The sequence below is a fragment of the Halomonas bluephagenesis genome (genome assembly GCF_054790765.1).
Map to the genome: position 1 here is coordinate 2179780 of NZ_CP133631.1, position 25641 is coordinate 2205420.

Genomic DNA, 25641 nt, shown 5'->3' on the forward strand with positions numbered 1-25641 from the left:
TGCTTTGAGCGCAGCCAAAATCAAAGTGTTGTGCGTCGATGATTCGGCGCTGATTCGTGACTTGTTGACTGAAATAATCAACTCACAGCCAGATATGGAAGTCGTCGCCGTCGCGCCAGACCCCATTGCCGCGAGGGATCTGATCAAACAACACAATCCTGATGTGCTGACACTGGATGTGGAAATGCCGCGGATGGATGGTCTTGATTTTCTTGAGCGGTTAATGCGGCTTCGCCCCATGCCAGTACTCATGGTGTCATCGCTGACCCAGAGTGGCTCAGAGATTACCCTGCGTGCGTTAGAGTTAGGCGCATTGGATTTTGTGGCCAAGCCCAGCTTGGGTATTCGTAGCGGCATGATGGAATACGCGACTGAAATTACCGACAAGATTCGCGCCGCTGCTCGCTCACGTCCGCGCCAAGCCCGCCATAAAAATGCGCCGCCGCCCACACAGTTGAAAGCGCCCATGGTGTCTAGTGAAAAGCTGATTATCATTGGCGCTTCTACTGGCGGCACAGAAGCGATTCGGTCGGTGCTCGAGCCACTGCCGGCGAACGCGCCGGCCATCTTGATTACTCAGCACATGCCCGGTGGTTTTACGCGCTCCTTCGCCGAGCGGCTAGATCGGCTGTGCCGAATTAGCGTAAAAGAAGCCACCGATGGCGAGCGTGTACTGCCAGGCCATGCCTATATTGCCCCAGGCGACCAACACCTAGAGCTTGTCCGCAGTGGTGCCAACTACGTCGTACGCTTAAATGATGGCCCACCGGTTAATCGTCACCGTCCCTCTGTTGATGTGCTGTTTCATTCTGCTTCTAAGCATGCGGGTAAAAACGCCATTGGCGTGATTTTGACCGGCATGGGTAAGGATGGCGCCGCAGGGCTGCTAGAGATGCGCGAAGCCGGTGCGGCTAACATTGCGCAAAACGAAGAAAGCTGTGTGGTGTTCGGTATGCCAAGGGAAGCAATCGCAGTAGGGGGAGCGGTAGAGGTGGTGGCTTTAGATGATATTCCATCGCGTTTGATGGCCTTAATTGCCGCTTCAGGGCGTGCTCAGCGGGTATAACACCCCATTACGCTATAAATGAGGGGAACAGAAAAACATGACACGCTCACTACGTCATATCAGTATTCACTCTGCGGTTATTGTCGCGCTGGCTAGCTTTGTCATGCTGATATTAGTGTTAGCTGGCATTAGTTTCATGGCAGATCGTAATGCACAGGCCAACCTGTCGACCTATAGCCTTATCAGTAATGGTCAGCTCAACGAGATTAATCGCGCTGACTCGTTGCTCAATCAGGCAATGCTGGCCATGGAAACGGCATCCAACTTTTTAATGGTAGGCCAACCCCGTCAATCCAATGAGCAGGTCGATATCGCTCTGGATCGAATTGAGCGCGCCGAGCAGCGCTTTGAAAGCTTTGCTGCGACGCCACGCACGGCGCAAGGCGAAGCCCTGGGCGAGGCATTGACAGAAGACTTCCGTGAAGTGTTGGCCTTGGTCAAGCAGCAGCATGCTACGTTCGAAACCATGGACATCAATGCCTTCAATCGGCTTCGGGGAGAGTTGATTGAGCCATTGGACAGCTTATCCAATAGCGTCACGGCTTTCGTGCAGTATGGTTTTCAACGGGTAGAGAACATCCGTAATGAGACTGAGGCGCAAGGCGATGTGTTTATGTGGATTAATGCACTTGCTGTGGCAATTGCGCTGTTGGTGACAGTGTTCATTTATATGACACTACGCCGTACGGTTATCGCGCCGTTGAATGACGCGGTAAGACGGCTAGACAAAATTTCCCAGGCTGATTTAACGGAGCCTGTTCCTGCATCAGGTAAAAATGAAGTAGGACGGCTTTTTGCAGCGATGGGCATGATGCAGCAGAATCTTACGGCGATTGTGACGCGGGTTCGTGAAGGTAGCAGTGAAATTCATCACGGCACCCGAGAGATAGCGAGTGGCAATGCGGATTTGTCATCACGCACTGAGCAGCAGGCCGCATCGATTGAAGAAACGGCAGCCAGCATGGAGCAAATGACAGCCACGGTGAAACAAAATGCCGATAATGCACGTCAGGCAAGCACGCGGGCAGCAGATGCTTCCACTACTGCCGAGCAAGGTGGCCAAGTGGTCGAGCAGGTAGTGCAAACCATGCACGGTATTTCTACCAGTTCCCAAAAAGTGGCAGATATCACCAGCGTAATTGACTCTATCGCCTTTCAAACCAATATCTTGGCACTCAATGCCTCGGTAGAAGCGGCACGCGCCGGCGAGCAAGGGCGTGGTTTTGCCGTTGTGGCAGGTGAGGTTCGCAACCTAGCCAGCCGAAGTGCTGATGCGGCTAAAGAGATCAAAACGCTGATAGATGCCTCCGTTGCACAAATCAAGCAAGGCTCTACTCTGGTCGAGCAAGCGGGCAGCACCATGTCTGATGTCGTTACGGCCGTACGTCGGGTAACTGATATTATGGATGAGATTTCTGCTGCGTCTCAGGAGCAGAGCGATGGCATTGAGCAGGTAAGCCAAGCGGTAGGGCAAATGGATGAAGTGACCCAGCAGAATGCGGCACTGGTTCAGGAAGCCTCCGCGGCGGCCATGTCGCTTGAAGAGCAAGCAAATAAATTAGAAGAGGCAGTGGCTGGTTTTGCTTTGTTGAGTAGCCAAGAGGGGGCGCAACGCCAAGCATTGCCACCGAGTAGCCAAGTATCACAAGCATCAAGTGTGCCCTCTGCTAGGCCGCAGGCAGTCACTGCGACCAGCCCTCGCCGAACCCCAGAGCCAAGCCACCACGACGAGTGGGAAGCGTTCTAGTTTTTGAACCTTGTCTTTTAAGAAATAATTTGATTGAGAGGATGACCGATGGCCGATAAGAACATGAGTTTTCTGGTAGTTGACGATTTTCCCACTATGCGTCGGATCGTTCGCAGCTTGCTGAAAGAGCTAGGCTTTACCAATGTCGATGAAGCAGAAGATGGCCAGGACGCCCTGAATAAGCTGCGTGCGGGTAACTTTGAATTCGTCGTATCGGATTGGAATATGCCTAACCTAGACGGCTTAGAAATGCTTAAAGAGATCCGCCAGGATGAAGCACTGAAAGGGTTACCCGTATTGATGGTGACCGCGGAAGCCAAAAAAGAGAACATCATCGCAGCTGCCCAAGCGGGCGCTAACGGCTACGTCGTCAAGCCGTTTACTGCGGCCACGCTCGAAGAGAAGCTGAACAAAATCTTCGATAAGATGGGTAAATGAAGCGGCTGCGCCTGAGTGCTCGGTTAACGAGGAGACAACACGATGAGTCAGCATGAGCAGGATAGCGCTACCCAGCTATCCGAAGAAGCTGCTGAAGACCTGATCTTTCGCATCGGCAAACTTACCCGCATGTTGCGCGACAACATGCGAGAGCTGGGCCTGGATAAAGAGATCGAAAAAGCAGCGGAAGCAATTCCTGACGCGCGTGATCGGTTGCATTACGTCGCTACCATGACTGAGCAGGCGGCTGAGCGTGCGTTAAACGCCATTGATCGCGCTCAGCCGTTGCAAGACCAGCTCTCTGACCGTGCTGAAGCGCTCGATAAGCGCTGGGCGGAATGGTTTGAAGCGCCCAAAGAGTTGGATGATGCCAAAGCCTTGGTGAAAGAGACACGCACCTATCTAAGTGATGTGCCAACCATTGCTGCTGCGACGAACAAAGAGCTGCTCGATATTATGATGGCTCAGGATTTTCAAGATCTTACCGGCCAAGTCATCAAAAAGATGATGGATGTCATCCGAGAAATTGAACATCAGTTGGTGCAGGTGCTGATCGATAATGTGCCGGGGGCTCATGTACGAGAGTCGATGCAGCGCAAGGCTGAAGACCAGTGGAAAAATGACAACGCACGTCGCAATGAAGAGCTGTTGAACGGCCCTCAGGTTAAGGACAATGCGCCTGATATTGTTACTGGTCAGGATCAGGTAGATGACTTATTGGACGAATTGGGCTTTTAATGCGTTGTTATTAAGACATTGTGAAAAGCAGTATCTGGCACTATAAGCATTTGTTCAGCCGTCCCTAGGGGCGGCTGAATTTATGATAAGCCACGCAAGATACCGCCGGATAGCCGCATGGCAGATGACGACAGCGATCAGGAAAAGACCGAAGAGGCCACGCCCCGACGCCTAGACAAAGCGCGGGAAGAAGGCCAAGTTCCCCGGTCTCGAGAACTGGCGACTTTTTTGCTGCTATTAGGCGGTGTGATTGGGCTATGGAGCATGGGACAAATGCTCTATGACCAGTTAGGCATGGTGATGGAGCAGGCCTTTTTATTCGAGCGCCGTCACGCCATGGAAAGCACCCCGATGCTCGTCAATGCGCTGGATCTGGGACAGCGCACGCTGTTTGCCATGCTACCGCTGTTCCTACTATTGACGGTGATTGCACTGGTTGCTCCCGCGTTATTAGGAGGATGGTTAGTCTCGGCAAAATCAATGCAGCCCAAACTGTCAAAGCTAAACCCAGTAAAAGGGCTAAAGCGTATTTTTTCGTCCCAGGCATTGATTGAATTAACCAAAGCGATTGCCAAATCAATCCTGGTCGGCGGCATTGCGTCGGCGTTTCTGTATGCCAACCTTGGTAAGTTCATGGGGCTAATGAATCAGCCCATTCAACAAGCATTGGCAAGCGCATTGAATATGTCAGCGTTCGCCGCTGGCCTGATTGTTTTATCGTTAGTTGTGGTGATTCTGATTGACGTGCCTTTTCAGCTTTGGAGCAATGCGAAAAAGCTGCGTATGAGTAAGGAAGAGGTTAAGCGAGAGCATAAAGAGTCGGAAGGCGACCCCCAAGTTAAAGGCCGTATTCGTCAGCAGCAGCAAGCAATGGCCAGAGGGCGAATGATGAGTAAAGTGCCTGATGCCGACGTTATTATCACCAACCCAACCCACTATGCAGTGGCCCTGGTGTATCAGGAAGGTAGCATGGGTGCCCCGCGGCTAGTGGCCAAAGGGGCCGATGCAGTGGCCGCGCGTATCCGTGAAATAGGTTTGGAAGCTGGCGTGCCGCGATTGGAAGCAGCGCCCTTGGCGCGCGCCCTGTATCATCACGTGGATTTAGATGCTGAAGTGCCTGCGGAACTGTATACCGCGGTTGCTGAAGTGATGGCCTGGGCTTATCGCCTGAAGCAGGTTGCACAACAAGGAGGCGAGGTGCCCCCAACCCCAGACAATTTATCGGTTCCTCCCGAAATGGAACGTTCCAATCGAGATGCCGGTGGCAGTGAGGCGCAATCATGAAAGGCTTAAGCCAACTGATCAATCAGCGCGATTGGATGGGCGATGTGCGCATGAAACTGCTCGCAGGGCCGCTGCTGATCCTGATGATCTTGGGCATGATGATTCTGCCCTTGCCGCCCTTCGCGCTCGACTTGCTTTTCACTTTCAATATCGCGCTGGCCATCATGGTGCTGCTGGTCAGCATGTTTGCGGAAAAGCCTCTCGACTTTGCCGCTTTTCCCGCGGTGCTGTTATTTACCACGCTATTGCGGCTATCGCTCAATGTGGCCTCGACCCGTGTGGTGCTAATGGAAGGCCATCAAGGCGGGGATGCGGCCGGTAAAGTTATCGAAGCGTTCGGTACCTTCCTGGTTGGCGGTAACTTTGCCGTTGGTCTGGTGGTCTTTTTGATCCTTGTGATCATTAATTTCATGGTTATTACCAAAGGGGCTGGGCGTATTGCCGAAGTAGGCGCCCGCTTTATGCTGGATGCGATGCCTGGCAAGCAGATGGCGATTGATGCTGACTTAAACGCAGGCCTGATTGGTGAAGAAGACGCTAAAAAACGGCGTACTGAAGTCGCCCAGGAAGCGGATTTTTATGGCTCTATGGATGGTGCGAGCAAGTTTGTACGTGGTGACGCCATGGCTGGTTTGGTCATCATGGTGGTCAATATTATCGGTGGACTGTTGATCGGTATGATGCAGCACGATATGGGCTTTTCGGATGCTGCCCGTACGTATACGTTGCTAACCATCGGCGATGGCTTGGTGGCCCAGATCCCCGCGCTGGTGATCTCAACCGCGGCCGGTGTCACCGTGTCGCGCGTCAACACTGACCAAGATGTTGGTCAGCAAATGATCAGCCAGCTATTTATTAATCCTCAGGTCATGATCCTCTCTGCGATGGTGATGGGGCTGCTGGGCATGGTGCCTGGGATGCCAAACTTGGTATTTCTGATTTTTACAGCACTGCTGGCGGGCTTAGCGTGGTATTTGATTCGCCAAAAAGAGCAGGCGTTGGTAAAAGAGGAGATATCTGCAGCGCCACTGCCCCAACAAGAGTCACCGGAAGCCAGTTGGGAAGATGTGCAGCTGGTTGATACGCTGGGACTTGAGGTGGGGCATCGTCTTATTCCCCTAGTGGACTCCCGCCAGAAAGGGGAACTGCTGGCTCGTATTAAAAGTGTGCGCAAGAAGTTTGCTCAAGAGGTTGGGTTTTTACCGCCCGTAGTGCACATACGCGATAACCTGGAACTGCCTCCAAATACCTACGTACTCTCCATGAAGGGAGCAGAAATTGGCCGTGCTGATGCCCAGCCGGGCAAATGGCTGGCAATCGACCCAGGTCAGGTATCAGGAGAATTGCAGGGAACGCCCACCCAAGACCCTGCCTTCGGTTTGCCCGCCATCTGGATTGATGCCAATCAGCGTGAACATGCCCAGGTGTACGGTTATACCGTGGTGGATGCCAGTACGGTCATTGCTACTCACTTAAACCACCTGCTGCATCGCCACTCGCCGGAAATGCTGGGGCGGCAAGAAGTACAAAAGCTGCTCGACAAGCTGGGTGAGGATCAAAAGTCGCTAGTCGAAGAGGTTGTGCCGAAAGCAATTTCGCTCACCGTACTACAGCGTATTCTGCAAAACCTGTTGGATGAAGATGTCTCGATACGCGATATGCGCACGGTGTTGGATACCCTGGCAGAACATGCTGGGCAGCAAAAAGATGCCAATGAGCTGACCGCACTGGTGCGCATTGCCTTGGGTCGAGCGATTACCCAGCAGTGGTTTGCCGGCCAGGAAACGCTCAACGTGATGGGGCTCGATGCCCAGTTAGAGCAAGTGCTTATGCAAGCCATGAATGGTAACGGCGCGATGGAGCCAGGGCTTGCGGATACGCTCATGACGCAGGCGCAAGAGGCCCTGGAGCGCCATGAAGGTAGCGGCGAAGCACCGGTGCTGGTCGTTCAGCACTCGCTGCGTGCTGTGCTATCGCGCTTCTTACGCAGGCGTGTGCGTCATTTGGTGGTGATGTCTCAGGCAGAAATACCGGATGACCGTACGTTGCGAGTCACCACGGTAGTAGGAGGACGAGCGTGAGATTGACGCAGAACACTCGTTCCAAGCCATCAAACAGAGGCACAGGTAAAGCATGAGCGTGAGACGATTTGTTGGAGCCAACAGCCGCGATGTAATGCGCCAGGTGCGCGAAGCATTAGGCGATGACGCTTTAATTGTCGCCAATCGCCGTACCGAGGGTGGTGTTGAAATACTAGCGATGGCGGATGAAGCGGTCGATCATTTTGAGCCTTCCCCCTCATCGCCTCCGCCACCTAACCCTACTTCCCAGATTGCTTTTTCATCGCGCGATTCAGATCCGCTTCAGGCCATGAGTGAGCGCTTGCTGCGTGAAATGCAAGAGATGCGGGAGTTGCTTTCCCAGCGGCAGTCAGTTGCCGATGTGCCCACCTCAGCAGCCACTGATGATCCCTATTCCCGTTTGCGCCAGCAACTGCTTAGCGTTGGTTTCAGCGAGGAGCTAAGCGACGAAGTGTTGGCAGAACTGCCGACGTCATTGGCTCAGCCAGATGCCGATAGCACGCTTACCATGGAGTGGCTTCGTGGGCAGCTAATGGCTCGGTTACCCGTACTGAAAGAAGAAACGGGCTTTTTTGATCAAGCGGGAATTGTGGCACTGGTGGGGCCAACGGGCGTCGGTAAAACCACCACAACCGCGAAACTAGCAGCGCGTTTCGTAATGCGTCACGGTACACGCCCCGTGGCCCTTGTCACCACCGATAGCTTTCGTATCGGTGCCCACGAGCAGTTACGAATTTATGCACGGCTGCTTGATACCCCCATGTATGCTTTAGATGCTGAGCAGCCGATTGATGAGTTAGTCGGACGGTTGCAGGGTAAACAGTGGGTCATTATCGACACCGTCGGTATGAGCCAGCGTGACCAACGTGTGATTGAACAAATCGCCCATTTACAGGGCGGGCAGGCGTCCGTGCGCTTAGTGCTGCTGCTGAATGCGGCCAGTCAGCCTGAAACGTTGGAAGAGGTCGTGTTGCGCTATCGCCAAGCGGCACGGGCGGCCGGCGCTGAGTTAGATGATTGCATTATTACCAAGCAGGACGAAGCCGGCCGGTTAGCCCCCGTGCTTGATATTGTCATACGCCATGGCTTGCGTGTGTTATTTGGTTCTTACGGGCAGCGTGTTCCAGAAGATATGGCGGTTGCGGATCCCGCTGCGTTGATTGATCAAGCCCTTAGTACCTCATTGGGGAAAGGGCGTGAAGAGCGAGGTTTCCCATCAGCTGCACACCCGCCTGGGGCCCATTCGGTGAGTTTACCGCGCTGGTCCCGGGATGTGCTGGGCCAAGGGCGTCGCCTCAGCTCTGTGCTGACGCGGCTACGTGAAAGGATTGTCGGGTTTTCAGCGTTAGAGTCGGTATGGGATATCGCCTCTTTGCCGGGTGTGTTGCAAGATAAACGCCTGGATGCGCTATTGGCTAGCGAGCCTTGTGCGGATAAGGGGCTGGGCATGGCATGGTCTCCCCGCCGTAATGAGCGGGGCTGTGACTGGTCGATGCCCGATCTCGGACTAGACGCAGACGGCGGGGGGCTTGCGCTAACCAGCCTGCAGCATCGTCAGCCTGCTGGCTGGCAATCACGTTTGTTGCGCCAGGGCGAAACGATGGGGGCCGCCGTACATCTGCTGCCCGTGTTTCCTGACCCCACCACGTTAGCGTGGTTAGAAGCCCAACACCTGACCTGGATCACGCTAGTGGCGGCCAGTCAGCGGGTATACTGTCAGGGCGAGCGTTATGCCCAGCGCCAGCTGTTTACAGATAGCCCGCTCACACATCACACCGACCTGCGTTTTCGTGGCCAAACGATGCAGCTATGGAACACCCATATGGCGGTGGAAGATGCCGCCGGCACCCCTCTGTTGGCATGGGTTGGGGAGGTTCGTGACCCTGAAAGTGGCAAACGCATCGCGCGTCGTTACTGGTTAACGCCTGCCCGGTTAGGTGCCGACGTGCGTTCGCTTCTGGTTATCCAGCTTCAAAGCGAAGGGGTATCCAGCCTGACCAAACGCGCTTGGCAGCAGTTGAAAGATTCGGATGATGGCGAGGTAAGCACTGAGGTTCGCTTATTGATGGCCAGCGGTATCGCGGCGGCGGCGGGGCACTTAGATGTTGTTAATGATGACGCTGCGATAGCACTGCGTTCCGATTTGTTAAGGCTGTTGGGTACTACTCGCAAGCGGCGCGATACGGCGATGTTAGATGCGCTTGTCCACGCGTTTATGGCTCGTGACGCTATTCGCCAGCTCAGCAGCGTTAGCCGAGAGGGGCTGGTATGAGTGCCCAGGATCAGGCAGCGGGCCTACGCAAGTGGGCAGATTTACAGCGCCAACAGCGCCAAACACAGTCTGTAGAGAGCGACCCCACGGCAGACGTATTTGCGGCTGAGCCTCTGACGCCTACGACTGATCTTTTAACAGTGCCACCGGTCGCTGCCTCAAAGCAAACCGCGGCGCCGCCCCCTGTGCCGCAAAAACCGCTTATCGTGATTGGTCTGCCTAGCAGTGGCGATCAGCAGGTGGCTAAAGTAAAAGGGCGCCTAGCCCAATGGTCAGTACTGGGCCGACGGTGGGCTGGCGACCCGGATGATTGGGATATTCACATCGTTAAGGCGGATGCCGCTAATCTTGGCCAACTGAAAGAGCGCTTTCCGCGTTGGGCGTTATGGATTAATAGCGATGCCGATGCTTTCGCACAGATGTATCGCTCGCTTCGGCAAGTGCAGGAAAACGGTGGTCCTAGGCAGCTGCTGGCGCTGCACGAGCCAAACTTGCCGCGTAGAGGTCTGCTCGACAACCTGCGGGAAGCCGCCAGCTATTATTTGGATATAGAGCTTTTACTGCTGGCGCGATGACGCTAGCCTGACGCAATGTGGCCGCGCTTTAACAGAGGCTAACAAGTGCCTCTATGAGGAATAACAATGCCTATGCTCGCTGGTTTCAAAACGCGTTATTGCAGCATGACTGCTACGCAAAAAGTTTTAACATAATGGGCTATCTCAAAGTCGGTAGCTTCAAAACCGTGCTGATGGTGGCACTAAGCGCCATTACAATGAGTGCTTATGCCGCTACTGGCAGCTGGAGTACCGAGGTGCCCAGCGTGCTGGTAGCGATGAGTGACCGAGCTGTCAGCAGCCAGCCCATTCAACCACCGGCAGGAGCTCAAGTAGAGGATGCTGCGATAGGGCGTATTCATTGGCGTTATCAAATGCCGGTCAACGCGCCGGTTAATGCGTGGCTATGCCACCCTGAACAGTGTGTTCCTTTGAACGCGATGCGGGGCTCAACCTCTGCGTTAGCCGGTAAGCAGGTGAATGGGCCGCTGCACTTTCGTTTTGCGTTGACGCCGGGCCAGCGCCCGGTGCGGGTGCAGGAACTGCAAGTGATTGTGAACTACCAGTGAACAGTGTTTAGCCGTGAGGCACGAGGATGTATACAGCACAAGGCAGGATTAAACAGAGCGAGCTGTTAACCCAATACATGCCACTGGTAAGACGTCAGGCCTTAACGCTGCAGGTAAGACTACCCGCAAGTATTGAGTTAGATGATCTTATTCAAGCCGGCATGGTGGGCTTATTAGAAGCATTGGGGCGTTTTGATGCGACCCAGGGGGCGACGTTCGCCACGTTTGCAAGCCAGCGTATTCGCGGCGCCATGATGGATGAGCTGCGCACACGTGATTGGTTACCTCGTAGTGTACGCCGCTCTGCTAGAGCCGTGGATGATGCGGTGCGCCGCCTCGAACAGCAGTTAGGACGCCCGCCAGAAGAGGGCGAAATCGCGCGTGATCTGGATATACCGCTCAGTGAGTATCAGCAATTACTTAACGATACGAACAGCGGCCAGTTGTTGCCCTTTGAAGAATTGGTGGCAGAAGGGGCAGAACCCGCGAAAGAGGAAGCCAATAACCTGCCCTTTGATCAGCTGTTAGATCAACAGCAGCGCCAGTCGTTAATTGATGCGATTGATGCCTTACCCGAGCGTGAAAAGCTGCTGATGGCGCTGTATTACCAAGAAGAGCTGAACCTTAAAGAAGTCGGGGCGGTGCTTGGAGTGACCGAGTCCCGCGTGTCTCAGCTTCACAGTCAAGCGATTAGCAGGCTTCGCGCACGCTTATATGACACCACCTAACGCCACTATTAATCACTAATAACCGGCGAGGAGCCGTTGATGAACCCATCTACGCTGATCGGTATTTTTGCCAGCATGCTATTGCTGGTAAGCGTGCTGTTTTTTACTGCAGAGTCGCCAGAAAGCTTTATCAACTTGCCGGGGCTTGCCATTGTGGTAACCGGTACCTTGGCCGCTACTTTTATTAGTTATCCGCTGAAAGAAGTGTTACGCGTGGTGCGCCTTGTGGGGTTGGTTTTTCGGCGCGAGAATACCTATGTACGTGATGATATTAACGAACTGGTTTCAATGTCGCGACTATGGTTTAAAGGCGACGTCAGGGCGGTTGAAAAGGAGCTAGAGCACACCCGTAATCCCTTTTTGCGCACCGGAATTCAACTGGTGATTGCTAATACGAAAGAAGATGAAATTTTTGACATGTTGCGCTGGCGCATTGCTCGATTAAAAGCGCGGGAACATGCCGAGGCGCAGATATTTCGTACGATGGCTACCTACGCACCCGCGTTTGGCATGATTGGTACCTTGGTGGGGCTGGTCAATATGCTGGAAGTGATGGATGCCGGGGATCTTGACGTTATTGGTCCGCGCATGGCAGTGGCTCTGCTGACAACGTTTTACGGTATTCTGCTCGCCAATCTGGTGTTCAAACCGATTGCCGTCAAGCTAGAGCGGCGCACGGAGGAGCGCCTTATCACCATGAACATGGTGCTGGAAGGTATCTCATTAATTACCAAACGACGCCTGCCTTCGTTTATTGAAGAAACGCTCAATTCCTTTGTTGCTAACTATCATGACGAGATCCGCGATGCCTCTGTGAAACCGCGGCCAACGGTTAGTTCTGCGGCAAAAGGGTAGCGCCATGCTAGATCGTGATTCACGGCACGCGCTGGAATTGCCTACTGTGTCAGGCGAGGGCGATGAAGGCTGGCTAACGAGCTACTTAGACGTGTTAACGCTGCTAATCACGCTGTTTGTCCTACTGCTTGCGTTGACGCCGCCGGGAGGAGGGGAAGCCTTTGACAGCGATAGAATGCGCTCGGCAAGTGCCGTCACCTCGCTCCCGTTGGCCAGCTTGGCAACCGGTATTCATCCCCGACACAGTGGCCTGAAGCCGCGGATGGCGGAGCTTGATATCCCCGGGGGTAGTGTCTCTCAAGGAGAAGAAGGTGTTACGCTGCGCATCGACGACAGCTTGCTTTTTCCTAGCGGTGACGCCGTACTAACGCCCCAGGGGCAAGATGTGTTAGAAAGCCTTCTGGCAGTGTTAGCGTCCTTTGAAGGCCAAATTTCAGTAGAAGGGCATACGGATAATATTCCCATTGCCACCTCACGCTTCCCCTCAAATTGGGAGCTCTCGGTAGGACGCGCTATTGCGGTTGTCCGGCATCTTGAGCGCCAGGGAGTCGCTATTTCACGTATGCGGGCAGTCGGTTACGCCGATACCCAACCCATGGAAAGTAACGCAACGTCAGAAGGCAGGTCTGCCAACCGACGCGTCGAACTGCTGTTAAGGCAGCAGACTGAGGGGTAAAGAGATTTCTTGAGGCTATCTCTGTGTCGAAGCATCACTCGCTACTACAGTCGTTCGGTGCATTACTGGTGCTCGATAACGACAGTCGGCGTATACAGGCGATTAGTAGCAACTTTGCTGTACTGCTGGGGGTAAGCCTTCCAGAAGGGCGTTCCCCGACGCTATCCAGCGTTCTAGGGAAGCGCTTAAGCCAGCGCGTACGCTACGAGCTACAAGGTCAGCAGCGTTTGCCGGGGCCGCTCACCTTTAAATGTCCCGCCCGACCAAATCGCTTCCAATTGCATGCCTACCGGGCAGGTACGCACGTATTAATTGAGATAGAACCCCTTAACACGCTTGGTAAACAGCGCTTGCTTGGCACCGTGAACGAACGCCTGATGCGTCTAGCGGAAGCTACGCATCAAGAAGAGCTGCTCGATTATTTGGTAATGGCCGTGCAAGAGTTAACGGGTCATGACCGAGTGTCGGTGTGTCATTTCGATAGTGATTGGCACGGGTTAATCGTGGCCGAATCGTTAGCTACAGGCCGTGCTCAGCCAGGTGTCGAGCTGCCGGTAGGCCGTTTGCCTGCCTTATTAGGACAGCGCTTTCCCGCCAAGGACTTTCCTATTGCGCTTCGGCGCGCCTACGAGCGCCATCCGGTGCGGCTGATCCAAGATGTTGCAGCACCTGGTGAGGATTTGCTGCCGAAGGGCATGGCGGTGGATGTGAGCGACTGCTTTTTACGAGCGCCTGCCCCCGAGCGGCAGCAGTACTTGCAACGCCTTGGTGTGCGCGGTGCATTAAGCGTGGCCATGCAGGGCGATACCGGCCTTTGGGGGCTGTTATTTTGTCATTCGACATCGGCGTACCCCGTGACGCCGCCTGTGCGCGACGCGGTACGCACCTTGGTGCAAATGGCCACACAACGGCTGGTGCTGCTAAGAGCCCGCCAAGAAGCGCGCTATTTGCAGCGCGTACAAGATAGCTTGGTGCTTTCAACCAATAACCGCTTAAAGCCTCAGGGGCCTTATCAGCTGTTTACTGAGCATGCCGATACATGGAAGGCGCTCTTTCGTGCTAATGGTGTTGCGTTATGGGTGAAAGGCAGTGTCTATCAATCAGGCAATACGCCCAAGCCGGAGGTAATCAGCCAGTTGGTCACGCGGATTGAAAAAGCCCACATCCATAGTGGGCCGTGGTGTACCCAGGAGACAGCCAAAGAGCCGCTAACATCCTCCTTAGACGTGCTAGAGCAGAGTGGTGTGCTGGCCGTGCCGCTGCCTACCGACCCTGCTCAGCGTGGTTGGCTGATGTTTTTTCGTCCTGAACAAGTGGAAACGCTCTACTGGGCGATGCAGCCCTCTTCAGCACCTCTGCCGCCCATGATGATGTCGCCTTCTGACGCGTGGTGCGAGGAGGTCACTGGAAAAAGTGAAGCCTGGCAACGGGTTGAGCGGCTAGCCGCGATGGATTTGGGAGAGGATTTAACACTGGCCATTTCTGCCTATGAGATCAGTACGCTCAATATGCACCTGGAGCGCGAGCGTAAAGCGCTGGCCGAGGCAAATCAGCGGTTAGAGCAGTTGGCACATTTTGACCCGCTCACTCAGGTGTGGAACCGCTACCGCATCGAGCAGGCTATTGATGCAGAGCTGGTTGCAGCAAAGCGCTACGGAGCGGCTTTTGCGCTGTTATTATTCGACGTCGACCATTTTAAACAGATCAATGACACCCTCGGCCACAGCGTGGGTGATGATGTATTGGTTTCGCTAGCACGTATGGTGGAAAGCTCACTGCGTGGCTGTGATCATTTAGGGCGCTGGGGCGGTGAAGAGTTCGTAGTATTGGCGACTCACTCCAGTATGGAAGCCGCAGAGGGGCTCGCTGAACGCTTGCGTGGTCTAGTGGCCACGCTTCAGGTAAATGGCTTGGATCAACCCATTACGGTCAGCATCGGCGTAGCCGTATGGCAACCCGATGACAACTGTAAAACTATCATCGCCCGGGCCGATGCGGCGATGTATCGAGCTAAACGCAATGGGCGTAATCGTGTTGAAATCGCTGAAAAAACCGTGCAGTGATGCGCGGCTACGCTAGTCGTCAGCGCGGTCACATAAGCGCTGCATTCTCTCTATGGCGCTATCAGCACCATCAAGACTAAAGGTCATATACCAAGGGTCACTATCCTGTTGGTCGAAGCCGATAAACAGCTGCTCGCCCTGGCTCATTTGATCCATTAATGTTTGCAGGTCGCTCAGATAGAAGTGCGCATAAAACCCGTCATCACCACGCTCGGTAATAAACTCGGCCATCGTGTCGATGATAGGCGTGTCATCCACCCGGATCCTGGTAGGCACTAGGTTAACCGCACGGCTTTCGCCTTGCTGCTCAGTCAACGTGACCCGCATTTCCAGCCACGGTAAGTCGCAAACACCCTGAGTCGCGTTCAAACTCAAGGTGGCATCCGAATAACTGTGGGTTTCCACGGCGCGAAAGTGTCGCTCGTTGCCCAGCGTCAGCGCCATTGACTGCCAATGATCGTGAGGCTGTGTGGCATCAATATTGAATGTTGCTGCCCAGCTAGGTAGCGCGGTGCAGGACAGTACGGCGCTGAAGGCCGCCAACGATAAAGGCTTTAAAGTAGGCATAAGGATGGCATCGCACAGGAAAACCAATAGCCTATCGTTTGTTTAAGATAAGCAAAAGGTAACGCGCTGATTTTTCTATATGTAGTAGTCTTTAACAATAAAAATGCCGCATATAGTGTGAAGTCAAGTCTATACTTCATAACCGCAAGACGTATAATCGCAGCGTTTTGAGCGCTATATTCACCCCGTTGTGAAGGAGTTTCGCGACATGAGCACCGCAGCAAAGGCTATGAAGACTTCGAATGACGTCCCGTTACAGGTTCCATCAAAAGATATCTGGGATGCCAAATATCGGTTAAAAGATCGCCATAGCCAACCTGTTGATCAGGATGTGGGTGCCACCTTTGAACGCGTCGCGCGCGCGTTAGCGGCGGTTGAAGGCGACAACGCTAACGAATGGTTGCCAAAATTCCGTTGGGCATTAGAAAACGGCGCCATTCCTGCCGGACGAATCCTTTCCAACGCGGGCGCTGAAGCGTATAAACCCGCGGTTAGTCTGATTAACTGCACGGTGTCCCGCACTATCCGCGACTCTATGCGCGATATTCTCGACTCAGTCGTTGATGCAGGCATGACGCTGAAGTCGGGTGCGGGTATTGGCTACGATTTTTCGACGCTGCGCCATAAAGGCGCGTTTGTGTTTGGCGCTGGCGCGGGCACTAACGGGCCGCTGGCGTTTATGGATATCTACGACAAAATGTGCTTCACCGTGGCATCCGCAGGCGGGCGCCGAGGCGCCCCGATGGGTACCTTCGACGTTGGCCATCCGGATGTTCGCGAGTTTATCCAGGCTAAGCGGGAAGCCGGTCGCCTGCGCCAGTTCAACCTGAGCCTGTTGATTACCGACGAATTTATGGAAGCAGTGAAACATAACGCCGATTGGCCGCTGGCGTTTCCATTGCACCCTGGTGAAAAAGACGATGTAAAAGCGGGCGATTTGATTTACCGCGACTGGCCCGTCATTGAAGAGGGTTATACGGTAGATGACCAAGGCCGCGTGGCTTGCCGTGTCGTTGAAGTTATTAAAGCTCGCGAGCTATGGGACACCATTATGTCCTCGACTTACGACTACGCCGAACCTGGGTTTATTCTGATTGATCAGGTCAATCGCATGAACAATAACTGGTTCTGCGAAGATATCCGCGCGACCAACCCGTGTGGTGAGCAGCCGCTGCCGCCGGAAGGTGCCTGTCTGCTCGGATCGGTCAACCTGACCAAGTTTGTGATTGAGCCGTTCAGCGACAAGCCGCGCTTTGATTGGGAGCGCTATCGCAAGGTTGTGGCAATCTTCACCCGCATGCTGGATAACGTCGTGGAAATTGCTGGCCTGCCACTGCCGCAGCAACAGCGCGAGATTGAGGCCAAGCGCCGCCACGGCATGGGCTTTTTGGGCCTTGGTTCAACGATGACCATGCTTAAAATCCCTTATGGCTCCCCAGCGTCGCTGGCCTTTACCGAAGAGGTCAGCCGCCACCTCGCTCTGGAAGGCTGGAAGCAAGCGTTAGAACTGTCTAAAGAGAAAGGCATGGCGCCTGTGCTTGAGCAAGAGCACACGATTACGCCTAAAATGATGCGCGAGCGTCCCCAGCTAGCGGCTGATGGCTATGAAGTGGGCGATAAAGTGCCTGGACGTATTCTGCATGCCCGCTATAGCCAGTACATGGCGAAAGTTGCTGAACTCGACCCCGAGCTGGTAACGCAGCTGGCGGAGCATGGCGCACGCTTTACCCACCACAGCTCTATTGCACCCACCGGTACGATTTCGCTGTCGATGGGTAATAATGCGTCTAACGGCATTGAGCCATCGTTCTCGCACCGTTATTTCCGCAACATTATTCAATCGGGCAAGAAAACCAAAGAGCAAGTTGAGGTTGTCTCGTTCGAGTTAGCCGCTTATCGTCACTTTATTGCCGCCGATGCGGTGGAAAGCGATTTGCCCGACTACTTTATTACCGCAGACTCGGTGACGCCCGAACAGCACGTGGCCGTTCAGGCGGCCGCGCAGCAGTGGATCGACTCGGCAATCTCTAAAACAGTTAACGTGCCGACAGAGTTCCCGTTCGAGAAATTCCAGGATCTCTACCTACAGGCTTACGAGAGCCGCTTGAAAGGTTGCACCACGTTCCGCTTCAATCCAGAAGCGTTCCAGGGCGTACTGGTACGTGAAGATGATTTGAAAAACACCACCTATGTGTTTGAACTGGAAAATGGCGAAACCTTAGAGCTGACTGGCGATGAAACGGTGGTTTACGACGGTGAAGAGCATAACGCCGCCAACCTGTTTGATGCCTTAAAAGAGGGCACCTACGGCAAATGGTAAGGGCGGGCTACGCCTTGCTAAGAACATCGCCCGACACCCTTTGCTAAGTGGAGAACACCATGGCTGTAGAAATTACCTCAAAAATCGTTGGTTATCGTATCAAGCAGCAGGAGCAGGCCGCGCCTGCCCCTGAGCTTCCGGAAGAAGATCCGCTGACGGTCAGGATTCCCTCGCGTCCAGAAGGAACGCTAGAAGCGGTATCCGAAAAGATCTCTTACGTTGGTGCGGAAGGTCGCAAAAAGGTTTACCTGCTGGTCTCTTTTATGCCCGTGGAAGGCGTGGTGGGTGGCCGACGTGTGGTTATTGAGCGACCGGTTGAGTTCTTTTTTCCTTCAGGGCAACTCTCCAGCGAGCATCAGTGGATTACGGCGACGATGCGCAGTCTTTCCCTTGCTGCGCGTGGGGGCTATGTCACCCAAGCAGTGGCTGACCTGCGCAAAGTTGCGTGGGATAAAGGGTTAGTGCGCTGTGGTATGAACCGCTGGAACAAACCAATGTTCCACGATTCTGAAGTGGCAGCGATTGCCTGGTCGATCCAGCAAATTCTCTATCGGCGCGGTTTCTTGGACCAAGATGGCAATCAAGTACCGGTAGAAATGCTGGTAGAGCGTTATGCGCACCGCATGCAGCATGGCCATGCTTGGCAACCACCGGTCGACGAGCCAGACACTAGCCCGGCTGCCGGCGCTGTAGAGCCGATTGGCGGTGCTGCCGAGCAAGAAAACGCCGCAAAAAAGCCTGAAGGCAGTGGCCCGGCAACCGTGGGTAACTGTCCTGAATGTCGCGGTGAGCTCATCATGATGGATGGCTGCCCAACCTGCTATGCAGGCTGCGGCTGGTCTAAGTGCGGCTAAATTAGGCAGAACTAGCCAACAAACAACGCCGCGTGGCCTAGATAGCCACGCGGCGTTGGGCGTTTTGGGGAAACAAAAAATGAGCCTTTGATTCAGGCGCTAAGGCTCAGGCGCTAATAAGTAGCGGCCTGACGTTATCGGTTAAATAGCAGTCGTCGAATTCCCCTTCGGTAGCCAGTGCCTTTAAATCGGGAATAGTGACGTTATGGCGGTCACGGAACACCAAGCCATCTTCACTCAGTGCACTAAAGGTTCGGCTCACATGAACCGGGCTTAAACCTAGAATATCGGCTAATTGTTCCTGAGAAAGTGGCAAGCGGAACTGTCCGCTGATGTCACGGTTGGTTTGGCGTAAGCGCAGGTACATTTCATGGAGAAAGTGGGCCATTTTTTGCCTAGCGCTGCGTCGCGCTAAGTTAACCAGCCGCTCCGTTAGTAGTGCCTGGTGGCGGCTGCCAATAGCGAACATTACCGAGGTGAGCGTCAGTGACTGACGAAACAGGTCTAGCATGCGCTTATGGGGGAAATGGCAGACGACTCCATCAGTGATCATGCGCACATTTTCCAGCCGTTTGGAAAACGCAAACTCCCGTAAACCAATAATATCGCCAGGTAAAAACACTTCCAGAATCTGCCGGTCACCGTTTTCTAAATGGCGATAGGAGTAAGCCCAGCCACTGCGTAGGGTGCAGAACTCATTCGCGGGTGAGTCCACCTCCCACAGCAGTGCCCCTGCTTTGATATCGGTAGGGCTCTCTTCCAATGCGTTCAGTAACGCTTTTTCTTCTTCGGTTAGTGAGCAGTAGTGACTGAAGTGGCTAATAATGCAGCTTTTATCCTGATCCACAGCGTCCTTCTCCTAAAGATTAGCAACGGTTAACAGGCCGCGTTGTTGATTACTATAAACAGAGCCCGCCAATGTTGCTTGCTCTTTTCGTGACACCGGTTTGCCCGCTTGTTGTACGTTAGCGTTTGCTGGCTTTGTACCATTCCCAGGGCGAGCGAAGGCTCTCCCTGGGAGCCGCGTCAGGACGTTTTTTTGGCACGATTACCGCGTTTTAACAGCGGTGCCAGGAAGTGTCCGGTGTGGGAAATGCTCTGCTTGGCAATCTGTTCAGGGGTGCCTTCGGCAATAATCTGCCCACCGCCAGAGCCACCCTCCGGGCCAAGATCAATAATCCAGTCAGCCGTTTTGATGACGTCCAGGTTGTGCTCGATCACCACAATGGTATTGCCGTGGTCACGCAGGCGGTGGAGTACCGTGAGTAGCTGGCGAATATCTTCGAAATGCAGGCCGGTGGTGGGTTCATCCAAGATATAAAGCGTTTTGCCGGTGTCCCGCTTGGCTAGCTCACGGGCTAATTTGACACGCTGCGCTTCGCCGCCAGAGAGGGTAGTGGCACTTTGCCCTAGGCGAATATAGGAGAGGCCCACATCCAACAGGGTCTGCAAACGGCGAGCGATAGCAGGCACTGGACTAAAGAATTCCAGAGCGTCCTCTACCGTCATGGCTAGCACTTCGTGGATCGTTTTGCCTTTATAGTGAATATCCAGCGTTTCGCGGTTGTAGCGTTTGCCTTTACACACATCGCATGGCACATAAATATCCGGCAGAAAGTGCATCTCTACCTTGATCATGCCTTCGCCTTGGCACGCTTCGCAGCGGCCGCCTTTAACGTTAAAGCTGAAGCGGCCTGGCTTGTAGCCCCGCGAACGTGCTTCCTGGGTGCCCGCAAACAGCTCGCGAATCGGTGTGAAAATACCGGTGTAGGTGGCTGGATTTGAGCGCGGCGTACGGCCGATGGGGCTCTGATCGATATCGATCACTTTATCAAGCTGATCCAGCCCTTCTATTTTTCGATAAGGAGCGGGAGTGAGCGTGGTGGCACGGTTTAGCTCACGGGCGGCGATGGGCATCAGAGTGCCGTTAATCAGCGTTGATTTACCTGAGCCTGAGACGCCGGTGATAGCGATAAATAGCCCTAGCGGCAGGCTGATGGTGACGTCCTGCAAGTTGTTGCCAGTCGCGCCGCTTACCACCAACTGTTTTTCAGGGTTACCAGGAATACGGTAGGGAGGGACAGCAATTTCCCGTGTCCCCGACAAGTACTGGCCCGTCAGCGAATTGGGGTTGTCCATCACATCTTGAGGGGTGCCCTGAGCGACGATTTCACCGCCATGGACACCTGCACCTGGGCCGATATCTAGAACATGGTCAGCCGCGCGAATTGCGTCTTCGTCATGCTCGACGACAATCACCGTGTTGCCTAAATCTCGCAGGCGCTCCAAAGTTTTCAACAAGCGGTCGTTATCTCGCTGGTGAAGGCCGATAGAGGGCTCGTCAAGAATATACATGACGCCCACTAGTCCCGCGCCGATTTGACTGGCGAGGCGAATTCGCTGGGCTTCACCACCTGAAAGCGTGTCAGCACTGCGCTCAAGGTTCAGATAGTCCAGCCCTACATTGACCAAAAACTCCAGACGGGCATGAATTTCGTTAACAATCTTATCGGCAATTTCACCTTTGCGGCCTGGTAGGGAAAGCTCGGCAAAGTAGCGCCACGCTTCACCGATAGGCAAATGCACGATATCGGCAATGTTATGGTCATCGACAAATACATGACGTGACTCTTTGCGCAACCGCGAGCCGCCACAGGTGGCGCAGGGCTGCACAGCGATATACTTGGCTAGATCGTCACGCACCATGTTGGACTCGGTTTCCCGATAGCGACGCTGCATATTGGGCAGTACGCCTTCAAAGGCGTGCTCGCGGGTCACCTTGCGGCCACGGTCACCCACATACACAAAGGGAATCTGTTCGCTGCCACTACCGTTTAAAATAATCTCACGCTCATGACTGGCCAGCTCAACCCACGGCGTTTCAAGCTCAAACTGGTAATGCTTGGCGAGCGCCTGCAGTTGGGTGAAGTAATATATGTTGCGACGATCCCAGCCTTTAATCACGCCTTCCGCTAGCGATAGCTCAGGATGGCTAATCAGCTTATCGGGATCAAAATACTGCTGAACGCCTAGGCCATCACAGGTGGGGCAGGCACCTGCCGGATTGTTGAACGAAAACATCCGCGGCTCAAGCTCAGAAAGCGAATAGCCGCAGACCGGACAGGCAAAGCGTGATGAAAAGGCGAGGTCTTCCTGATCGCCATCCATAAAGTGGACCATCGCCGTACCGTCGGCGAGGTTGATCGCGGTTTCAAACGATTCTGCCAGACGCTGGGCAATATCATCGCGCACTTTAAAACGGTCAACGACCACGCTGATATCGTGCTTTTTGCGCTTGTCCAGGGGGGCAATGTCGTCAAGTTCTAGCACTTGGCCGTCAATCTGTACCCTGACGAAGCCTTGAGCCCGCAGCTCTGCGAGTAGCTGCAGATGCTCCCCTTTGCGACCTTTCACCACCGGCGCCAGCAGCATTAACTTGGTGCCCTCGGCCAGGTTCATAACTTGGTCGACCATCTGTGAAATGGTTTGCGCTTCCAGTTCTTCCCCGTGCTCAGGGCAACGAGGCGTGCCTGCCCGAGCGAACAGTAGGCGCAGGTAATCATAAATTTCGGTAATCGTGCCGACGGTAGAGCGGGGGTTGTGGGAAGTGGATTTCTGCTCAATAGAGATCGCAGGCGAAAGCCCTTCGATGTGATCCACATCGGGCTTTTCCATCATCGAAAGGAACTGACGCGCATAGGTGGAAAGCGATTCCACATAGCGGCGTTGTCCCTCAGCGTAGAGCGTATCGAACGCCAGCGACGATTTACCTGAACCAGAAAGGCCGGTAATCACGATAAGTTTGTCGCGGGGCAGCTCCACATCGATCTGCTTGAGGTTGTGGGTGCGTGCACCCCTGACCAGAATGCTGTCCATCAACACCTCGAATCGCGTGGCAAAAGCGTAATTATACGTTTGCTGTACCCTTCCCGGCAAAACCCCATTATTGATATGGGGGCAGCGCTTGGCGTTTCCAGCGTGGATACAAAGCGCTAGAATGGACGGTTATCTCTGGCTGTTCAGCCTCTTTATTGACCACAAGGGTATTATGCGCAAGGTTTCCGCACTGCTGCTGGCCACTGAACGCCGTGCAATCAGCGGCTTAGCCGGGCTTTATGCGTCTCGTATGCTGGGGTTGTTTATGGTGCTGCCGGTGTTGGCGCTTTACGCTGACACCTTAAGCGGTGCTACCCCCCTGCTAATTGGTGTCGCACTGGGTATCTATGGGCTCACTCAGGCAACGTTACAGATACCCTTTGGCCTGCTGTCAGATCGTATTGGTCGTAAACGCGTCATTGCTATGGGCTTACTGATTTTCGCAGCAGGTAGCGTGGTCGCTGCCATGGCAGATTCCATTGGTGGGGTTATTTTGGGCCGTGCGTTGCAGGGCTGTGGGGCAGTTGCCGCAGCGATTATGGCGCTACTGGCAGACCAAACCCGTGAGCAGGTGCGCACGGCGGCAATGGCCACGATTGGGCTTTCTATAGGCGTGTCGTTTGCCATTGCCATGGTTCTTGGCCCTTGGCTGGCGGCCTGGGCAGGGCTGGCGGGGGTTTTCTGGTTTACCGCGCTGCTAACGCTTGTCGGTTTAGTCGTGCTGTGGCGGTGGGTGCCACCCGCGCCACGCCGTTTGCACCACCGCGATGTGGGAATGGATCGCCAGCAGTTTAAAAGCGTTATTACGCGGCCTGATTTATGGCGGGTAGACCTGTCAATTTTTTCGCTGCATTTGGTGCTAATGGCGATTTTTGTCGCTGTCCCGTTTCGGCTATTAAATGCAGGGGTCGCCATTGAGTATCACGGACTGGCTTACCTAGCGATTATGGCGCTGTCGTTTATTGCCATGGTGCCGTTGGTGATCGTGGCGGAGAAACGCCAGCGCATGAAATTAATGTGCCTGCTGGCAATCGGCGCCATCGTGATTAGTTTGAGCAGCCTTGGGCTGCCATTCTCCCAAGAGGGCTGGCTGTTCGCATGGCTATTTGTTTTTTTTACAGGATTTAACTTGCTCGAAGCCACGCTGCCATCAATGCTCAGTAAGTTGGCACCCGCGGGTGCCAAAGGCACTGCGATGGGCGTGTACTCTACCAGCCAATTTTTGGGCGCTTTTTTAGGGGGTACGCTGGGTGGTTTGTTGTCGAATATGTGGGGGCTCGACGCGGTGTTTATCGGCTGTGCAGGGCTGGCGCTGCTGTGGTGGCTGGCGATGTGGCGTATGCCGTCACCACCGCCTCTTTCCAGCGAAGTAGTGGCACTGCACGATACTCAGCCCGATGCATTAAATCTGTTGATGGAACATCTTGCTGATGTGGTGGGTGTAGAGGACGGGATGGTGGTGCCGGAAGAGCGTTTGATGTACCTAAAAGTGAATCGCAAAGAGCTCGACCAGGCAGCGCTGACGAGGTTGTTATCACCACCTAAGACTTAATACGTCAGGGGCGTTTCTGAGCCGGAACACAGCAAGCGTTCAAACACCTACGTTTAAATACATTATCGAAGCGTTAACACACATTCGCTGCATGGCATTCAGGCCTTGCAGCCGTATCAGTGATACCCTTGGCGGCACTGATATCGATATATGACCGATTATTGAAAGGAGCGACCTATGGCGCGCGGTATTAACAAAGTCATCTTGATTGGTAACCTGGGCCAAGACCCAGAAGTACGCTTTACGCCCTCGGGAACGGCGGTAGCCAACCTGAACTTGGCGACGTCTGACACCTGGATGGATCGTCAGAGCGGGCAGCGCCAAGAGCGTACCGAGTGGCACCGCATTGTGCTGTTTAATAAAACCGCCGAGATTGCCCAGCAGTACCTGAAAAAGGGTTCTAAGGTGTACATTGAGGGTCGTCTGCAAACTCGTAAATGGCAAGACCAAAACGGTCAGGATCGCTACAGCACCGAAATTGTCGCTAACGACATGCAGATGTTAGATAGCCGTGGCGGCGACTTCCAGGGTGGAGGAGCTCCCCAAGGGGGTTATGCGCAAAACAATCCTGCGCAAGGCGCCCCTGCCCAGCAGCAGCCTGCGCCACAGCAACCGGCCCCCCAAAACCATCAGGGCGGCGGTATGCCTCAGCAGGGTGGCTACCCTCCCCAAGGCGGTGCTCCACAGGGTAACTACGGCGGAGCGCCTCAGCCTGCTCGTGGACCACAACAAAACCAACCAGCCCCTGCCAATCAAAACAGCAATTATGGTGCTCCTGATCCTGGCAATTTCGATGATTTTGACGACGAAATTCCGTTCTAACCAACACCTTTTTAATTGGGCGGGTGACCACTAAAAGTCCCGTTTTAGGGCAGTGCTGCCGAGACGTGACACTAAGAGGTGGTGCATGATGCACCACCTCTTTGGCCACTTGAACGTGATAACGGTTTAGGAGCCAACCATTTCCTGCACACGCTGCATTAACTCAGGGTTTGCCTGAATGGCTTGGCCAATGATATTGAACGTATCTACGTCCAGACCATTATCTTCAACAGCATCAATCATTTTATCATTTGCTTCCGCTTGAATTGCCTGCTGAGCGGCTTCGTCTTCGGTTGAGTTTAACTGTTGGGTATATTCTTGTGACAACGTAACGACTTCTTCTGATGCGTTAGCGAATTGTTGAAGTTGTTGATTAGAAATTTCAATAGTGGGCACGGTAGCTTGAGTTGCTGCATTCGTCGCAGTTTCTTGTTGAGCGTTGGCGCTGGCGGATGCCATAAGACCTAGGCTTAACAAAGCGGCGGCAATAATAGTTGTCTTAGTTTTCATCGATAACTCCAATAGTAGATGTCAAGGTCGCTTAATCTGCGCACCCCCTGTGACGGCGGCAAAGATCTA

General features: G+C 54.0%; 21 protein-coding genes. 17 read left to right on the top strand and 4 right to left on the bottom strand.

The annotated features are described in order from the left end of the window. The first annotated feature begins 4 nt into the window (after window positions 1–4). The 13 genes from REH51_RS09645 to REH51_RS09705 all read left to right on the top strand — a co-directional run bounded on the left by REH51_RS09645 (window position 5) and on the right by REH51_RS09705 (window position 15071). Window positions 5–1066 (top strand): protein-glutamate methylesterase/protein-glutamine glutaminase, encoded by a 1062-nt coding sequence (locus REH51_RS09645; RefSeq protein WP_498935556.1) that lies wholly within the window; start codon window positions 5–7, stop codon window positions 1064–1066. Window positions 1067–1103: 37 nt separating this feature from the next. Further along, complete coding sequence (locus REH51_RS09650) at window positions 1104–2813, top strand: methyl-accepting chemotaxis protein (protein WP_498935557.1); 1710 nt, start codon at window positions 1104–1106, stop codon at window positions 2811–2813. 48 nt (window positions 2814–2861) lie between these two features. Further along, window positions 2862–3251: a chemotaxis response regulator CheY gene (gene cheY, locus REH51_RS09655; RefSeq protein ID WP_009097747.1), complete on the top strand. Its 390-nt coding sequence runs from the start codon at window positions 2862–2864 to the stop codon at window positions 3249–3251. A gap of 42 nt (window positions 3252–3293) precedes the next feature. Continuing rightward, window positions 3294–3989, top strand: a complete 696-nt coding sequence (gene cheZ, locus REH51_RS09660) for a protein phosphatase CheZ (RefSeq protein WP_009723960.1) — start codon at window positions 3294–3296, stop codon at window positions 3987–3989. Between the two features lie 117 nt (window positions 3990–4106). Beyond that, window positions 4107–5273, top strand: coding sequence for a flagellar biosynthesis protein FlhB (flhB, locus tag REH51_RS09665; protein ID WP_009723959.1), 1167 nt, complete (start codon window positions 4107–4109; stop codon window positions 5271–5273). Then, window positions 5270–7354, top strand: a complete 2085-nt coding sequence (flhA, locus tag REH51_RS09670) for a flagellar biosynthesis protein FlhA (RefSeq protein ID WP_009723958.1) — start codon at window positions 5270–5272, stop codon at window positions 7352–7354. The genes flhB and flhA overlap by 4 nt, the downstream gene beginning before the upstream one ends. A gap of 52 nt (window positions 7355–7406) precedes the next feature. Then, a complete protein-coding gene (flhF, locus tag REH51_RS09675; RefSeq protein WP_498935559.1) occupies window positions 7407–9626 on the top strand; it encodes a flagellar biosynthesis GTPase FlhF in 2220 nt (739 codons plus the stop codon). After that, window positions 9623–10201 carry a hypothetical protein gene (locus tag REH51_RS09680; RefSeq protein WP_009723956.1) on the top strand — a complete coding sequence of 193 codons (579 nt, stop codon included), beginning with the start codon at window positions 9623–9625 and terminating at the stop codon, window positions 10199–10201. Before flhF ends, REH51_RS09680 begins: the two co-directional genes overlap by 4 nt. A 134-nt stretch (window positions 10202–10335) precedes the next feature. Continuing rightward, window positions 10336–10749, top strand: coding sequence for a flagellar protein FlhE (locus tag REH51_RS09685; RefSeq protein ID WP_143759763.1), 414 nt, complete (start codon window positions 10336–10338; stop codon window positions 10747–10749). Between the two features lie 26 nt (window positions 10750–10775). Next, entirely contained in the window at window positions 10776–11477 is a 702-nt protein-coding gene (locus REH51_RS09690) for an RNA polymerase sigma factor FliA (protein ID WP_009723954.1), read from the top strand. Window positions 11478–11516: 39 nt separating this feature from the next. Continuing rightward, the gene (locus REH51_RS09695) at window positions 11517–12332 is read left to right on the top strand and encodes a motility protein A (RefSeq protein ID WP_009723953.1); all 816 of its coding nucleotides are present in this window, start codon (window positions 11517–11519) and stop codon (window positions 12330–12332) included. 4 nt (window positions 12333–12336) lie between these two features. Beyond that, complete coding sequence (locus REH51_RS09700) at window positions 12337–13008, top strand: OmpA/MotB family protein (protein ID WP_498935561.1); 672 nt, start codon at window positions 12337–12339, stop codon at window positions 13006–13008. 23 nt (window positions 13009–13031) lie between these two features. Then, window positions 13032–15071: a sensor domain-containing diguanylate cyclase gene (locus tag REH51_RS09705; RefSeq protein ID WP_498935563.1), complete on the top strand. Its 2040-nt coding sequence runs from the start codon at window positions 13032–13034 to the stop codon at window positions 15069–15071. Window positions 15072–15083: 12 nt separating this feature from the next. Here the strand turns inward: REH51_RS09705 and REH51_RS09710 are convergent, their stop codons facing one another. Then, on the bottom strand, window positions 15084–15638 hold the full coding sequence (locus REH51_RS09710) for a hypothetical protein (protein WP_009723950.1): 555 nt from the start codon (window positions 15636–15638) through the stop codon (window positions 15084–15086). 208 nt (window positions 15639–15846) lie between these two features. Here REH51_RS09710 and REH51_RS09715 point away from each other — a divergent pair, with 208 nt between their 5' ends. Together REH51_RS09715 and REH51_RS09720 are read left to right on the top strand one after the other, a co-directional pair. Then, window positions 15847–17958: an adenosylcobalamin-dependent ribonucleoside-diphosphate reductase gene (locus REH51_RS09715; RefSeq protein ID WP_498935565.1), complete on the top strand. Its 2112-nt coding sequence runs from the start codon at window positions 15847–15849 to the stop codon at window positions 17956–17958. A gap of 59 nt (window positions 17959–18017) precedes the next feature. Continuing rightward, the gene (locus REH51_RS09720) at window positions 18018–18812 is read left to right on the top strand and encodes a hypothetical protein (RefSeq protein WP_009723948.1); all 795 of its coding nucleotides are present in this window, start codon (window positions 18018–18020) and stop codon (window positions 18810–18812) included. A 106-nt stretch (window positions 18813–18918) separates the two neighbouring features. Here the strand turns inward: REH51_RS09720 and REH51_RS09725 are convergent, their stop codons facing one another. Together REH51_RS09725 and uvrA are read right to left on the bottom strand one after the other, a co-directional pair. After that, complete coding sequence (locus REH51_RS09725; RefSeq protein ID WP_009723947.1) at window positions 18919–19659, bottom strand: Crp/Fnr family transcriptional regulator; 741 nt, start codon at window positions 19657–19659, stop codon at window positions 18919–18921. 179 nt (window positions 19660–19838) lie between these two features. After that, window positions 19839–22688: an excinuclease ABC subunit UvrA gene (uvrA, locus tag REH51_RS09730; RefSeq protein ID WP_009723946.1), complete on the bottom strand. Its 2850-nt coding sequence runs from the start codon at window positions 22686–22688 to the stop codon at window positions 19839–19841. A gap of 172 nt (window positions 22689–22860) precedes the next feature. Here uvrA and REH51_RS09735 point away from each other — a divergent pair, with 172 nt between their 5' ends. Together REH51_RS09735 and REH51_RS09740 are read left to right on the top strand one after the other, a co-directional pair. Next, on the top strand, window positions 22861–24240 hold the full coding sequence (locus tag REH51_RS09735) for an MFS transporter (protein ID WP_498937741.1): 1380 nt from the start codon (window positions 22861–22863) through the stop codon (window positions 24238–24240). Between the two features lie 177 nt (window positions 24241–24417). After that, entirely contained in the window at window positions 24418–25062 is a 645-nt protein-coding gene (locus REH51_RS09740) for a single-stranded DNA-binding protein (RefSeq protein WP_009723944.1), read from the top strand. 126 nt (window positions 25063–25188) lie between these two features. Here the strand turns inward: REH51_RS09740 and REH51_RS09745 are convergent, their stop codons facing one another. Continuing rightward, complete coding sequence (locus REH51_RS09745; RefSeq protein WP_009723943.1) at window positions 25189–25572, bottom strand: DUF4168 domain-containing protein; 384 nt, start codon at window positions 25570–25572, stop codon at window positions 25189–25191. Window positions 25573–25641: the final 69 nt, after the last annotated feature.